Raw genomic sequence first — 14,216 nt, 5'->3', positions numbered from 1 at the left:
CTGAACCGGCGGCTTTCCGCTTCGAGCCGCGCCCGGTTCCTGCCGGGCAGCTTCCGCCGGCGGTCCGAAAAACGAACTATTTTACCGCCGGGCCATTGAAAAAGAGCTTTTCCGGAGTATCTTAATAGTTCAATAACATTATTTTGCGGAACCCTGGAATCAGGAGAAACTAGTATGAAAAAGATATTGATCCCCACCAAGTTGGATAAATTCGCCGCCGGCCTGCTGGTCGACAACGGTTATACCGTCGTTCAGGACGCCGACACCCCGCTGGCCGAACTGGTCGCCGCCAACGCCGACGCCGAAGGCATGATCGTCCGCAGTGAAAAAATCACGCCGGCCGTCATCGACGCGCTGCCGAACCTGAAATTGATCGTCCGCGCCGGCGCCGGGTTCAACACCATCGACACCAAATATGCCCGCAGCAGGGACATCGATGTGATGAACACGCCGGGGGCCAATTCCAACGCCGTCGCCGAAGAGGTCATCGCAATGATGCTCGCCGCCGTCCGTTTCCTGATTCCGGGCGACATCTCGACGCGCGCCGGCAACTGGGAAAAGAAGAAATTCATGGGCCGTGAACTGACCGGCAAGACGGTCGGGATTCTCGGACTCGGTAACATCGGGCAGCTGGTGGTCAGACGGCTGGCCGGCTTTGAGGTCAAAGTGCTCGGTTACGATCCGATGATGTCGCCGGCGCTGGCCGACAAGCTCGGTGTCGAATTGAACAGCGTTGAAGAGATCTTCAAGAATGCCGATTTCATTACCCTGCATATTCCGGAAAATGACGAAACCCGCGGCATGATCAATTACCGGCTGCTGTCGCTGCTGAAGGACGGCGCCGTGCTGGTCAACTGCGCCCGTGCCGGCATCCTCAACGAGAACGACCTGCGAACCATCAAGGCGGAAAAGCAGATCATCTACTGCAACGACGTTTACCCGAAGGACGAGGCCGGTCCGAAATCGGTTGCCGATGTCGCCGACATCATGCTGCCGCACATCGGCGCCAACACCAGGGAAGCCAATTTCGTCGCCGCCAGGCGTTCCGCCGAGCAGACGATCGCTTATTTCGAGCAGGGCGTTACCACCTATGTCGTCAACAAGGAGCTGCCGGACGGCCTGGACCCGCATTACCAGAAACTGGCCTATGTGCTGACCAGCATCGCCCACGGCTATCTCGGCAAGGAAAGCCAGCCGACCCGGATCGAAACCAGCTTTTACGGCGAACTCAACAAATACGCCAAATGGCTGACCACGCCGATCGCCGCCGGCATCATCGATGATTACAACGCGTTCCATGCGATCAACGACGCGGCCGGTTTTCTGCAGACCCGCGGCGTGGAACTGATCAACCGCGACGTCGATGACAGCAAGCATTACGGTGAATCGATGACCGTCGACCTCTTTGCCGGCAACGAATCGGTTTCCAAGGCCAGCGTCCGCGGCACCTTGACCGAAAACCACCTGATGATTTCCCGGATCAACAATTTCGACAGCCTCTACCTGGAGCCGACCGGCAACAATTTGTTTGTCGAATATGCCGACGAACCGGGCGTTATCGGTAAAATTGCCAGCATCCTCGGCGAAAAGAACATCAATATCGTCGACATCCGGGCCCCGCAGGATGTCAAGCGCGGCATGTCGCTGGCGGTCATCAAGACTGGCGTCGAAGTGCCGGAGCTGATCGTCGACAAGATCAAGGAAGTGATCAAAGCCCGTCACGCATTCCAGTTCAGCTTCAACGACTGAAGCCGGAGTGGTTTCTTCGCCGAATTTTGTCCCGGCCGATCGCCGGGACATTTTTTTTATCATGCCGCTTTGAGCGGCGGATTTGTCCCATCGCGGAGCTTGCCGCTGCCGTTATGCTACTGCTGCGTATTAAAAAAAGTTTTTTTCTTTGATTTGAATTCCATGAATTCTATGAGTTCTGCGAAATAGAGGAAAAGTGAACAGGAAGCAGTTTGAGCCACCGGCAAAAGCTTTGAAAACAAGCAAACAGTACGAGTTGGTGCAGAATTGGGTAAAAAATCGCTGAAAAAAGGCGTGAAGAATTAAGGCGGATGTGAATTCGCCGGGGTTGATTGAAAAATTTGAGATTATCGCGAAGCTATGCGGCGTCAGCAAACGATTTGTAACAGCGGATTTTGTCCGGCTGTTCGAGAATGAATGCGGCGGCGACGGCGGTGAGCGCGAGCGTCAGATGTGCAATGCTCATCTGGTTGCGGATGGCTCGGTAATTGAAATGCGTGGTCTGTTCGACCTCGCGCGAGCCGAGGCGCGAGAAATAGCGTTCGACGCCGGTACGTTTGGTATAAGTCTCTTTGTACCATGCGCTTTGGCGCGGGACCTGGGCGCGTGCATCATCGGTAACGTCGATGTAAGCGGTACAGCCATAGCGGCTGCCGGTACAGAATCGTTGATGATTGCAAGGGCATTGGCCAGGTAATTCGGCTTTTTCCGGGCGCGTTCCGGCGATGATCGGACAGCGGAATTTCTTGCGGGTGCGGCCTTCGCTCTTGGTGATGCATGAATATTTCATTTCGAGTCCGCCGGGACAGATGGGACAGCCTTTTTCGCCGAGAAGTTTGGCCGCTTGCTGGTTGCGCGGATTGATTGGGATGCATGCTTGGCCTTTGATTTCGTCCTTGATAAAGTCGTAGAATTGGCGGTGGTCATAGGCGGAATCGGCGATAAAAACTCGGCCTTTCTTCTGTCCGTAGACCCGTTTGAGTTTGCGTAAGAGCGAGTGCGCAATCTGTTCGTCGGAGATGTTGTTCGGCTTGGTGATTTCGACCAGCGGAACGCCTTCTTCGGAGACCAATACGTGCGTCCGGAAGCCCCAGAAAAAGCTGAATTGCTTGCCCGTGCCGAATGGCTGTTTCAAGTAAGAATAATAGCCGAGAGTCGCTTTGGGATTGCGGGGGATTTTATCCTCTTTATCCAATGAGCGACTCGGATTTTTGGGATTGTTGTGCTTGGTATTGGCCATGACCGGTTTGGAATCGACGATCAGGACGTCAAGCGAAACCACGCCGCCGCCGATCAGCGACTGAACCGCCGCATGATGAATCGCCTGGATTTCGGAGTTTTTTGTCTTGCTCAGGAATGTATAAAAACGGGACGAGTCCGGCAGCGAATCATACTGGAAACCGATCATTTCGCAGATCACCGGATTCCGTTGCAGATTGCGCAAGAGCTCCGGAATGCTTTTGATTTCCTCCGCGTGCTTGTAAACGTATGCTTTGAGGTAAGCCAAATCTCCATAGCCGATACGACCAGGACCTTTCTTCTTAGCGACACTAGTATGAGATTCTTCCAGCGCAAGAAACAGGCTCTCGTATTTGGAGTTGGCGTACCCGCGATAATCGCAGAATAAAGATAGTTGCATTGGTTTTTATTCCTCCTTCTGGAGTTATGATTTTGATTGCTAGAAGATTACAATATAATTTCAGTTGGAGGATTTTTCAAATTTCAATGCATTGTAAATAGTTAAAAATAAATAATTTAATGTATTTCGCAGAATGCACATGAATTCTTCATCGGGAGGGTTGACTTTTATGTAAAATTTTGCTATACTTACAATATAAACAGTTTTCCGTTTACATAAAAAATATCGGAGATGCCAGACAATGCTCAAGTTGACCAACGGACTCGGCCGCAAAGCCGACCAGGCCAGGCAGAAGTTGCTCTGTTATATCCTGGATTCCCAATTGAAAGCCGGCGACCGCCTGCCGACCCAGGATCAACTGCGGCTCAAATTGCTGCTGGGTACCGAAACCATTGCCAACGCCATTCATGCTCTGGCGGAGGAAGGCATCCTGGAAGTCCGCAACAAAGTCGGCATTTTCGTCCGGCGCCACGAACCCGGCGAACTGGTCGCCCGGCTGATCGGCATCGGTTTGAGCATGGTCCAGGGCAGTCCATACAACAGCATGCTGATCTATTACCTGCAGAGCGAATTGCAGAAACAGAGCTGCCGGGCGATGCTGTTCTGCAACTACGGCAGTGAAGACGCCACCATTCATTCGTTTCCCGGTTTGGATTATGCATTGAAGCATGGTCAGCTCAGCGGCTTCATCACTACCGAACGGCTTGCTTTGAACGATTGGCAGCAGTTGGAAACGACCGGCGTGCAGGTTTGCTATTGCGGCCACAGTGGAGGATTTCCGTTGACCGTCACTACCGCCGTCACCGACTACACTCTGGCTGCGCTTCGGGATATACGCCGGCTCGGCTTGAGCCGGCCCGAAGCCATTTTCCCGGAAATGCGCTATTTCGAGCAGGCCCGGCAACGCGATCCTTTCGCCTCGGCTTTCCTGCGGGCGGTCGGGATGGAATACCGGCCGCTGGCCGGCGAACAACTGGTCAATCACTATCTGCGGCAGGCGGTGCGGCCGGATGCGCTGATTTTCTATGATGACACCACTACCGCCGATTTCTGCTGCCAACTGGTCCGGTGCCACGCCGATTGGCATCCGGTCATCTTTGCGCTCCGCAACCGCCAGATCCCGCTATTGCTGCCGGTTGACAACGTCTTTTTTTACGAGCTCGACATTGAGGAAGTGGCCGCTTCGATCGTCGGGCTGCTGCTGGCGAAAATTCGCAATCCGGCGCTGAGCCCGGTTCAAATAAGCGTACCGATCCGCGCGGAAAAACCATATCCTTGATCCCGTCAACCCAACCAGAAAGGAACTCTCCGCCACCTGAAATTTTCCTTCTCCAGCGCCGTTTTTTTTGGGAACGGCAACATTTTTCTTTCCTCTTTCACCGTTACTTTCAACCATCAGGAGATTGATCATGAGCGCCAGAAAACATTTTACATTGATTGAATTGCTGGTCGTGATTGCAATTATTTCTATTTTAGCCAGCATGCTATTGCCGGCGTTGAGTAAAGCCAAAGCCAAAGCGCAAGCGATTTCCTGCTTGTCGAATCTGAAACAGATCCACCTCGGCATCGTCATGTACGGCATGGATAACGATGATTTCTGTATTCCTTACGCGCTGGACGGCGCCACCGGCGGCTGGTGGGATTGGACCTGGCAACTGCATCGGGATTACTCTCTGGCCAAGGAGAATTTTTATTGCCCGAGCGAATCCATCCGCGACTGGACCGCCTCGGAATGGGGCATGAATGCCGATGTTTCCGTCGGACTCAACTATCGAATTGCCGGTTCTTCCAACAAAGCCGGCCACTCCAATCCGCCGAAGAGCTGGAGTGCCATTTCCCAACAGGCGGCCGCCAGCGGCAGCACTACAGTATTGGCTGCCGATTCGGTTCCTCAATCGTATGGCGGTCATACCTGGGGCATCATCATCGACAGCAGCGCCTTCAACAAAAATTACACCGACCGCGGTTACCGGATGAACGGGACGATGGAGCCGGATTCCTGGTATCCGGTCAACCTGATCCACAGTATGGCGTTCAACGCCTGTCTGATCGACGGCAGCGCCCGGTCGATCACCCGGACCGAGGGCAAGCTGGACTATATCAAATACTTCCGCCCCTATTATGACGACGGCGGCAAAGTCTGGGTTCTGGAATGATGAAATTTCTGGCAATATTACTGTTGGCCGGCTGCCGGCCGGCGCTCTTCGGCGGCGGAGTCGCCGTCGTCGAGGCGATGGAAAAAATCGCCCGCTCGGCACCGGTTGAAAAACGGGAGCCGGCAGTCTGGCAATTGGCGGCGTTGCGCAATGAACATGAACTGACGCAACTGGTCTTCACCGGCGGCTCCGCCGGTATTGAGGCTGCTTCGATCACGGTTCAGGCGCTGACGCAGGCGAACGGCGCTGAATTTCCGGCCGCCGCCGTCACTGTCCGGCAGGCCCGTTATCTGAAACTGACCGAACAGGTACCGGAGCCGGTGGAATTGCCGGACGCACTGATGCCGTACGATGGCTCGCCGTTTGCCGTGGCCGCCGGCCAGAACCAGTCGTTCTACTTCGACTGGTTCATCGCGCCGGAAACGCCGCCGGGAATTTATTCCGGCTGCGTGACGGTGCAAATCGATGCGGAACGATGGCAGATACCGCTGACGCTGACCGTCTATCCGCCCGTTCTGCCGCAAACGCCAAGTTATCAATCCGCCTTTGCCATTTGGGATAACCAGCTGCTCGTCCCTTACCCGGAGTTGACGGAAGAATCGCCGGAATATCAGCGGTTGAAAGAAAATATCTATGAATTTTTACTCGATTACCGGTTGAATGCCGGCGGTTTGCCGGTGCCGCTCGAATCGCCGGAAGCGGAAGCCTATCTGGCTGATCCCCGGGTGAATACCTTCTCGATACCCTGTGACCTGCAGCGGCCGGAGCAATTCGTCGCCTGCTGTGATTACCTTCGAGAACGGGGATGGTTGTCCAGGGGATTCGTCTATCCCGTCGACGAACCCGAGCCGTCCGCTTACGAGATGTGCGTCCGGACCATTGAAGCCATCCATCGTCTGGCGCCGGATGCCCGGGTCGTCATTCCGACCAACCACCCGGTTGCTCCGCTGCTGGAAAAACAGCTCGACATCTGGTGCCCCAATCTCAACCACTATTCTCCGGCCTATTTCCAGGCCCGCCAGCAACTGGGCGAAAGAGTCTGGTGGTACACCTGTGTCTGGCCGCCGCCGCCCTATCCGACCTATCTTGTCAACGACACGGCGACGGCGCCGCGGCTGCTTGGCTGGCTGCAGGCGCGGTACCGGGTGGAAGGCAGCCTCTATTGGGCGGTCAACATCTGGCAGAAGTTTGACTGGCAATCGAACCGTTACGTGCCGCGCGATATCTGGAACGATCCGCTCGCTTATCCGGGCGGCAACGGCGACGGCTTCCTGATCTATCCGGGAACTTCTCCCGCGGCCCGGCCGGTTCCCAGCCTGCGGCTGGAAATGATCCGGCAGGGCAATGAGGATTTTGAACTGCTGATGCTGCTGAAGAAAGCCATGCAGGCCGCGGCGGACCGGCTGCATTGCAATTACGACGCCGACCGCCGCATCGAACAGGCGGTGAACCGGATCGCTCCCTCGCTCACCGTCTTCGACCGTTCCGCCGCCGGTATTACGGAATTGCGGCAGGAATTGTTGCGGGAATTGACCGCCTTGACGAACGGTGAACCGGCATTGCTGACCCTTTCGGAACCGGAAGGAACCCGGCCGGCCGGCACCGTCGTTTCCGGCGAGCTCCATACCCGGCCGGCAATCCGGCCGGCCGCAACGGTCAACGGGCAATCGTTGCCGCTGTCCGGCGGCGATGGGAAATATACGTTTGAGCTGACCTTGCCGCCCGGCCCGACCGAGTTACGCATTCAGGCCGGTTCCACCGCATTGCTCCGGCGTTTCAGCGTTCCCTCGGTTGAACCGGTTGCGGAAAATATCCTGGATTGGAATGCGCCGGAAACCATCGGATTGCTGAGCCTGAATCATCTGGAGTTGGTTGGTCCGCTCCGGGAAGCGCCGCAGCTGATCGTTCCGGCCGATTGCGACTTTCCGAATCTGCGCATTCCACTCGGTCCCAACTGCCGTTATCTCCATGTCGTCCTGCGCAATCACACCGCCCGGCTCACCGAAATATTTCTCAAACTGCACGACCGGGACAAAAGTTTTGAACTTTATAAAATCGCTTTGCCGCCGGCCGGCACGGAATCCGCATACATCGAAATAACGCCCGGCCACTATGAACAACTGGAATTCTGGCTGCAGCGCCAGAGCTGCGAACGAAAATTCAGCATCGAGCAGTTGGCCTGGTATTCCGATCTGCCGGTCAAGCAAATGCCGAGTGTTGCCGCGGCAATCCCGCCGGCCGGGGACTTGCCCCGAAATGGCGTCGCTTTTCGAGTCAAAGAAAAACAGGAGAGGAAAAAATGATGAAAAAGCACTTGAAATTTCTATTGGCAGTCCTGCTGCTGGCGGTTGCTCCGGCCGGTTTCTGTTTGGAGTTCCTTTACATGACCGACCTGCACTTTTATCAGGATAAGGTACCGGAGGCAGGGTTCCGGAAACTGGCGGCGAGAATCCTGGGAATCGGAGCCGGCGACTTTCTGATCACCGGCGGCGATTATGACAATTTTCCGGAAGCGGAAGCGGCTGTCAGCCATTATTTGCTTGAACCGCTGGCCCGGCAGGGCAGAACGTATGCCTGGTATGTCGTCGTCGGCAATCATGAACCGGAAGGCAACGCCAATGAAAAACAACGCAATTGCGATGGATCCGGACGCAACATCCGGCGGATTATCGCCCGCAACTCCGCCGTTCCCGGCATCGTTAATCGCGGTCCCCAATCCCGCTCCGGACTTGCCGAATACCAGCCGGACCGGGCGGGCTGCACCACCTTTTCATTTGATTATGAACAATGCCACTTCATCATTCTGGACCTCTACAGCGCCCAGACCCCGGAGCAGAGCTGGCAGGGGCAGGTGGATCAGGCGCTGCTGGAATGGGTCAGGGAGGACCTGCGGCGAACCGGTCAGAAATATATCTTCGTTTTCGCCCATGAACCGCTCAAACAGTTCGACGGCATCAAGCGCTGGCAGGAAGGAGCCCGGTCATGCGGTGAAATCAATTGCGCCGCCGGCGAAAGCAATGCCCTCTGGGAATGTTTGAAAGCGGACGACCGGGTGGTCGCTTATGTCTGCGGTCACACCCACAGCTTCGGCGTCCTGCCGGCTGGCCGACTGTATCAATTGGGCATTGGCGAAGCATTGATCGAACACGAGATGTTTGTGAAGTTCATCATCGAAGGCGATGATATCACTGCCAGAATCTACCGGACGGAAGATGCCGGAGAAGTAATCACCGACTGCAAACTGCGTTAAGAAGAAGGAGGCTGGAAATGAAATTCAAAGCAGCCGTCATCGGCTTGAAAATCGGCGAAGCCTGGGCCAGGGCGGCGTTGGCGCTCCCGGAGGTCGAACTGGTCATGGTTTACGACAAATATTATGAAGAAAACGAAACGATCAACAAAGCGTTGTTCGCCGCCCACCGGATTCCGGTCGCCGCCGCCGAGGAGGACATTTACCGTTCCGCTGCCGATTTCGTCGTCGTCGCCTCGCCGGACCATTTTCATACCGAACAGGTCCTCAAAGCCTTAGACGCCGGCAAGCACGTCATCTGCGAGAAACCGCTGGCTCCCACCCTGGCCGAATGCCGGCAAATCGTTGCCGCCGTCCGGCAGGCCGGCCGTACCTTCATGACCGGCCAGGTCTGCCGTTACGCTCCCGGCTTCAAGTTGGCGCACCAACTGATTCTGGCCGGTCATATCGGCGAAATTGCCTGTCTGGAGAGTGAATACGCCCATGATTACCGGCTGGCGCCGGGTTACCGCAACTGGCGGCGCGATCCGGCCAGCCAACGCTACAGCTTTCTCGGCGGCGGCTGCCATGCCCTGGACCTGACCCGTTATCTGGCCGGCGATCCGGTCGAAGTGTTCGCCTACTTCAACCACAAACTGCAGCCGGACTGGCCGCTGCCGGACACCGGTATCGCCGTCGCCAGATTTCCGAACGGCGTCATCGGACGCGTTCTGGTCTCATCCGGCGCCAAACGTCCCTATTCGATGCGCACGGTCATTTACGGCACCCGCGGCACCATCATCTGCGACAACACCAGCGATCACCTGCTGCTCTGCGAGGAGGCGCTTTGTGAAACGCCGGAAAAACTGCAGTTTGCCACCGTGCCGATTTCCGTATCTTCCCACAATATTCAGGCGGAATTGGCCGACTTCGTCGACGCGTTAAGTCACCGGCGGCCCTGCCCGACCGATGCGGCGGAAGGAGCCCGGACCGTCGCTTTCGCCGAAGCGGCAATCCGGTCGGCCCGCAGCGGCCGGGCGGAAGCGGTCGAAATCATCGAGATTCCCGGTGAACCGGCGCAATGAAGAATTGAACGGTCAAACCTCGATGATCCGGCCGGATTTGTCCCGGCTTCGCTTATCCCGGAATTGCCGGGATATTTTTTTAGCGGAAAATCACTTTTCACCAATTGATGATGCCAAGGCCTGCTCCGGCAAGACATCCTCTTTTTTTGCCTGTAAGCCGCCTTCAAAATCCCGCTGGCGCTGGCGGGTGCATACCGCAGAAGCCAAATTTTCCTGTCGGCTGCAATTAAAAAAAACGCGGCAAAATGCTTGCTTTGCCGCGCTTGGAAACCGGGGCGGTGACAGGAGAATCAGGCGTTTCGTTTGGCGAGGTCGGCATCGATCATGAACAGGCTTTGCACCGAATCGCCGGCCAGCTTCAAACGATCAACGATCTGGCGGACGGTACGCTCCTCTTCCACTTGTTCGTCCAAGAACCATTCCAGAAAACTGCCGGTCATGTAATCGTGGTCCGCTTCGGCCTGCTGCGCCAGTTTGTCGATCCGGACGCTGACCTTCTGCTCGTGGGCCAGCGCCGCTTCGAACGCTTTCAGCGGGGAGGCAAAATTCATCGGCGGCTGGTCGATCGGCCCGAGCTCCACCGGTTTGTCGCGCCGCAGCAGGTAATCGAAAATTTTCGACCCGTGCGTCACTTCCTCCGTTGCCTGCAGCCGCAGCCAGGACGACATCCCGTAATAGCTCATCCGGTCCAACTGCGCCGACAAGCCGAGATAGAGATAGGCCGAGTAATACTCGAAACGGACTTGATCACAGAGTTCCTGGGTTAATTTTTCGCTCAACATTTTCTATTTCCTCCATAGTTTAGTGGATATTGATTCCTCACAAGTTACGATACTGGTAAAATGGAAAAAAGCAAAAAAAGAAAAGAGGAAAATTCGGCATTCCGCCGCCGGCGGGAGCCGGGAAGGGGAGAGGCGGCCTTAATCCGCCGCCGCGCGGTTGGCCTTGAATACCAATTCGGCCAATTCGGCATAACTGCCGACAATGTAGTCGGCAATTTCCTCACAGCGCCAGTTGAGGTGATTGCGGAAAAATACTCCGGGGATCGCCGCATTGCGGGCACAGGTCAAATCATCGATGTTGTCGCCGACCAGCAAACAGGCCTCCGGCGGCAGGTCCCACTGCTGCAGGATATGCAGCGCCGGAAGCGGGGAAGGCTTGACCGCCGGGAAATCCCGGGTCAGGATGGGATCGAAATGAATCGGCAACTGGCTGTGCAGCCAGGCGAGGCTGGCCGGTTTGTTGCGGGTCAACAGCGCCAGTTTGAGGCCGGCGGCGCTGAATTGTTCAAGTGCTTCGGCGACGCCGGGCTGCAATTGGTTGTGCTCCAGCGCATAACGCTCCAGTTCATCGACTTTGGCCCAACCGCGGGAGCGTTCCGGCTCCGGCAGCCGGTTCAACGCTTCGATCAGGTCGGCGCCGGTTGGAACGGCGAACTCCCGGCGGAGCGGCCTGAAATCCAGCAACGGCATCGTCAGCGTACCGTCCATGTCGAAGATGATGCCCTGAATCTGCATGTCATGCCGAAAATACGAAAAGAGGAATCGATGGCTCGATTCCTCCGGTTGATTCCATTGCGTTCCACATTTTATTTGGTGGAAATCAATTCCACTTTCTTGCCTCCGGTCCAGCCGGTTTCCCAGGTATTGGTATAGGAGAAGAAGGTGAAAACCGTCGTGCCCGCCAGCAGCAGCAGCGTGACGACCGCCAGGGCCAGATAAATCGGCGAGGCCTGTGAGGCCGGTTTCGCCGCCAGCTTGCTGGCGGTCATGTCTTTCATCGCTTCCGCCGACGGCGGACCTTTCGGACCGCCTTCCATCGCTTTGGTATTGACCGCGACGGCTTTTTTGTCGCCAGCCGTTTTTCCGGCTGCCGGCTTGGCGGCGGCCGGAGCGGGCGCGGCAGCCGGCGTCGCCGGAGTTGCTGCCGGCTTGGCGGCCTGGGCGGCCGGAGCCGCCGCCGGTTTGGCGGGCTGCTGCTGCGAGGGCCGCATCTTCAAATTGATGGTAGCCGGCTCCGCTTCCGTGGCGGCCGGCTGGGCGGAAGGCGCGGCGCTCGGCTTGGTCAGGCGCACCGTGCTGTCATTGCTGCCGGAACCACCGGCCGGAGCGGCCGGCGTCAGCTTGACGGTACGCCGGGTTCTGGTGTCTTCCGCCGCCTTGGGAACGTTGCCGGTATCGGTCGACTGGGCCGAGGCGGCCGGTTTGGCGACCGGAGGCGCCACCGGAGTGCCGATGCTGGAACGGACGCCGTCCACCGCCGGCGCATTGGTCAATTTAACGGTGCGCCGGGTTCTGGTATCTTCCTCGACGGCTTTGGGAACGCTGCCGGTATCGGTCGACCGGGCCGAAGCGGCCGGTTTCGCCGTCAGGCTGTCCAGGGAAATCGGTTTATGATCGGCGGGAGCCATCGGTTTGAGTTTGATGGTCTTGCGGGTCTTAGTGTCTTCGGTCACTTTGGGAATGTTGCCGGTATCGCTGGAAACAGCCGGCTGGCGGCCCGGAATCGGCGGCGGCACCATCCCGCCCGGACGGGAAACCGGCGGCGGAATCGGCGCGCCCGGTTTGACCGATGGAATCATGCCGTTGGCCGAAAGTCTCACTGTTTTGCGCGTACGAGTATCTTCGACCTTCGGCACGCTGCCGGTTTCCGTTGAAGACCCGCCATTGCCGGCCTCGTTGACCGGCGCTTTATTTTCCTGATCAGCCATATTTTTTTCCCTATTTTAAGACTATGCCTTCCAATTGCCAGACCGATTTTACCTATTCATAACACGGAATATAACATCGACTTTTTAAAAAGTCAAGCCCGCCGCGCGATCATTTCAGCCGAATCAAACGCTCCCCGACATCCTGAAAATTCGGATTGATTTCCTGGATTTCGGAGAAGTAACCGATGGCGCGTTCCTTCTCGTTGCAGTGCTCCAGCGCATCCGCCAGGAAATACATCGCTTCCAGTTTCCGCTTGTCCATCCGGAACAGCTCCTGGACGCCCTGCTCGAAAGCCTCCACCGCCTGCGGATATTCCTCCAGCGCCATATGGCAGCGCCCGATGTAGACCAGACTCGGCCCCTTGCGTTGCGGACTGCGTTCGGCTTCGGCAAATTCCGCAATGGCCTCGCGGTATTGGCCGCGTTCGAAATAGAGCACGCCGAGGTCGAAACGCAGCATCGTGTCGTTCGGATACGTCTGCCGCCGCTGCAAGGCGCGGTCCATGCGGTATTCTTCCCGCTGCTGTTTGAACTGAGCGACCTGCGCCTCGGCGTTTTCATACGCCTCCGGCCGTTTTTCCAGATCGGCGATCACCGCGTCGAATTTGGCCAGATAACCCCGTTCGATATTCTTGTCCAGCACCGGGTCCAGAGCGCCGAGTTTTTCCGCCACATATTCCAATTCCCGGATCGCGGCATCATAATTCTGGGCCACCAGATAGGCTTCGGCCAGTTTCCGGCGGACATCGAGCGAGTCGCCTTTCTGCAATTCCCGGGTGTATTTGGTAATCAGCGCTTTGGCCTGGCGTTCGTCGTGAATGGTGGCGTCTTCCAATTGCAAGGTGACGGCGTCTTTGTTTTCTTTCACCCGCTTTTTGATTTCCCGGCGTTCCTGTTCGCTCCTGAATGCCTTGAGCTGCAGGGTGCTGGTGCGCCATTCCGCCTGCAATGCCAGATCGTCCGGATGGCGGTTGGACAGCGTCTGCAGAATCTCCTCGACCTTGACGATATTGTCTTCCTGCCGGTAGAGCTCGAGCAGGCGGCGCAAGGTATTCTCGTTGTTCGGCGAATATTCCAGCAGCGTATTCAACGCTTCGATGGCGATGAAAGGCGCATCGATCTTTTCCGCCGCATCGGCCAGCAGTTTCAGCACGTCCGGATTGTTGAGGTTCTTGGCCAGCTCTTCCTCGCACATGCTCAACGCCTGCAGCGGATTGCTCTCCAGGGCTTCGGCGATCTTCTTCTTGGCGGCACCGGCCCCCATGCTGGCGGAGAGTTTGGCGAAAAGGCCGAGCTTTTTGGTCTTTTCCTTTTCGAATTCCCGCAACTTGGTCCGCGCTTCTTCCAGAGCCGGAACCTTCTTGACCACTTCCTTCATCAATTTGACGGCATAATCGAAATTACCGTGACTGCTGCCGTCGATAGCCCGGGTGTACAAATCGCGAATGCTGACATGAACATCGCGCAGTGTTTTCTTTTCCATTTATTTGCCCAGCTCCAGAGTCAACTGTATTTTACACATTTAATATGTCTAAGTTATACACATGTTGGGGCTTTTTCAAGTTATGACCGGCCGATATCATTTAGATTTATCGAAAAAAAATGGATTCTGGACCGGCGGCGGCAGTTTTTTGGCGATCCGTTCCTGAAT

The 14,216-nt window shown here is 56.5% G+C and carries 11 protein-coding genes; 6 read left to right on the top strand and 5 right to left on the bottom strand.

Features of this window, described 5'->3' with window-relative positions; genetic code table 11:
• The first annotated feature begins 174 nt into the window (after nt 1-174).
• The gene (locus tag HWX74_RS03590; RefSeq protein ID WP_176012238.1) at nt 175-1,749 is read left to right on the top strand and encodes a 3-phosphoglycerate dehydrogenase family protein; all 1,575 of its coding nucleotides are present in this window, start codon (nt 175-177) and stop codon (nt 1,747-1,749) included.
• Between the two features lie 358 nt (nt 1,750-2,107).
• Here HWX74_RS03590 and HWX74_RS03585 read toward each other — a convergent pair whose 3' ends face one another.
• A complete protein-coding gene (locus HWX74_RS03585; RefSeq protein WP_176012237.1) occupies nt 2,108-3,388 on the bottom strand; it encodes a transposase in 1,281 nt (426 codons plus the stop codon).
• 241 nt (nt 3,389-3,629) lie between these two features.
• Here HWX74_RS03585 and HWX74_RS03580 point away from each other — a divergent pair, with 241 nt between their 5' ends.
• From HWX74_RS03580 to HWX74_RS03560, 5 genes are all read left to right on the top strand, one after another.
• A complete protein-coding gene (locus tag HWX74_RS03580; RefSeq protein ID WP_176012236.1) occupies nt 3,630-4,667 on the top strand; it encodes a GntR family transcriptional regulator in 1,038 nt (345 codons plus the stop codon).
• 130 nt (nt 4,668-4,797) lie between these two features.
• Nucleotides 4,798-5,544, top strand: a complete 747-nt coding sequence (locus HWX74_RS20425) for a type II secretion system protein (protein ID WP_176012235.1) — start codon at nt 4,798-4,800, stop codon at nt 5,542-5,544.
• Complete coding sequence (locus tag HWX74_RS03570; protein ID WP_176012234.1) at nt 5,541-7,847, top strand: DUF4091 domain-containing protein; 2,307 nt, start codon at nt 5,541-5,543, stop codon at nt 7,845-7,847. Before HWX74_RS20425 ends, HWX74_RS03570 begins: the two co-directional genes overlap by 4 nt.
• The gene (locus HWX74_RS03565; protein ID WP_176012233.1) at nt 7,844-8,794 is read left to right on the top strand and encodes a metallophosphoesterase; all 951 of its coding nucleotides are present in this window, start codon (nt 7,844-7,846) and stop codon (nt 8,792-8,794) included. Before HWX74_RS03570 ends, HWX74_RS03565 begins: the two co-directional genes overlap by 4 nt.
• A 17-nt stretch (nt 8,795-8,811) precedes the next feature.
• Nucleotides 8,812-9,855 carry a Gfo/Idh/MocA family protein gene (locus tag HWX74_RS03560; protein WP_176012232.1) on the top strand — a complete coding sequence of 348 codons (1,044 nt, stop codon included), beginning with the start codon at nt 8,812-8,814 and terminating at the stop codon, nt 9,853-9,855.
• A 290-nt stretch (nt 9,856-10,145) separates the two neighbouring features.
• Here the strand turns inward: HWX74_RS03560 and HWX74_RS03555 are convergent, their stop codons facing one another.
• The 4 genes from HWX74_RS03555 to HWX74_RS03540 form a co-directional block, all read right to left on the bottom strand.
• On the bottom strand, nt 10,146-10,637 hold the full coding sequence (locus HWX74_RS03555; protein ID WP_176012231.1) for a ferritin: 492 nt from the start codon (nt 10,635-10,637) through the stop codon (nt 10,146-10,148).
• Nucleotides 10,638-10,775: 138 nt separating this feature from the next.
• Nucleotides 10,776-11,372: an HAD family hydrolase gene (locus HWX74_RS03550; RefSeq protein ID WP_176012230.1), complete on the bottom strand. Its 597-nt coding sequence runs from the start codon at nt 11,370-11,372 to the stop codon at nt 10,776-10,778.
• Between the two features lie 71 nt (nt 11,373-11,443).
• Nucleotides 11,444-12,565 (bottom strand): hypothetical protein, encoded by a 1,122-nt coding sequence (locus HWX74_RS03545; protein WP_176012229.1) that lies wholly within the window; start codon nt 12,563-12,565, stop codon nt 11,444-11,446.
• A 109-nt stretch (nt 12,566-12,674) separates the two neighbouring features.
• Complete coding sequence (locus HWX74_RS03540) at nt 12,675-14,048, bottom strand: tetratricopeptide repeat protein (RefSeq protein ID WP_176012228.1); 1,374 nt, start codon at nt 14,046-14,048, stop codon at nt 12,675-12,677.
• Nucleotides 14,049-14,216: the final 168 nt, after the last annotated feature.

Origin of the sequence: Victivallis sp. Marseille-Q1083, from assembly GCF_903645315.1 — a bacterium.
Taxonomy (GTDB): domain Bacteria; phylum Verrucomicrobiota; class Lentisphaeria; order Victivallales; family Victivallaceae; genus UMGS1518.
Note: the sequence above shows the minus strand (reverse complement) of the source record. Positions and strands in the feature narration are given on the sequence as shown.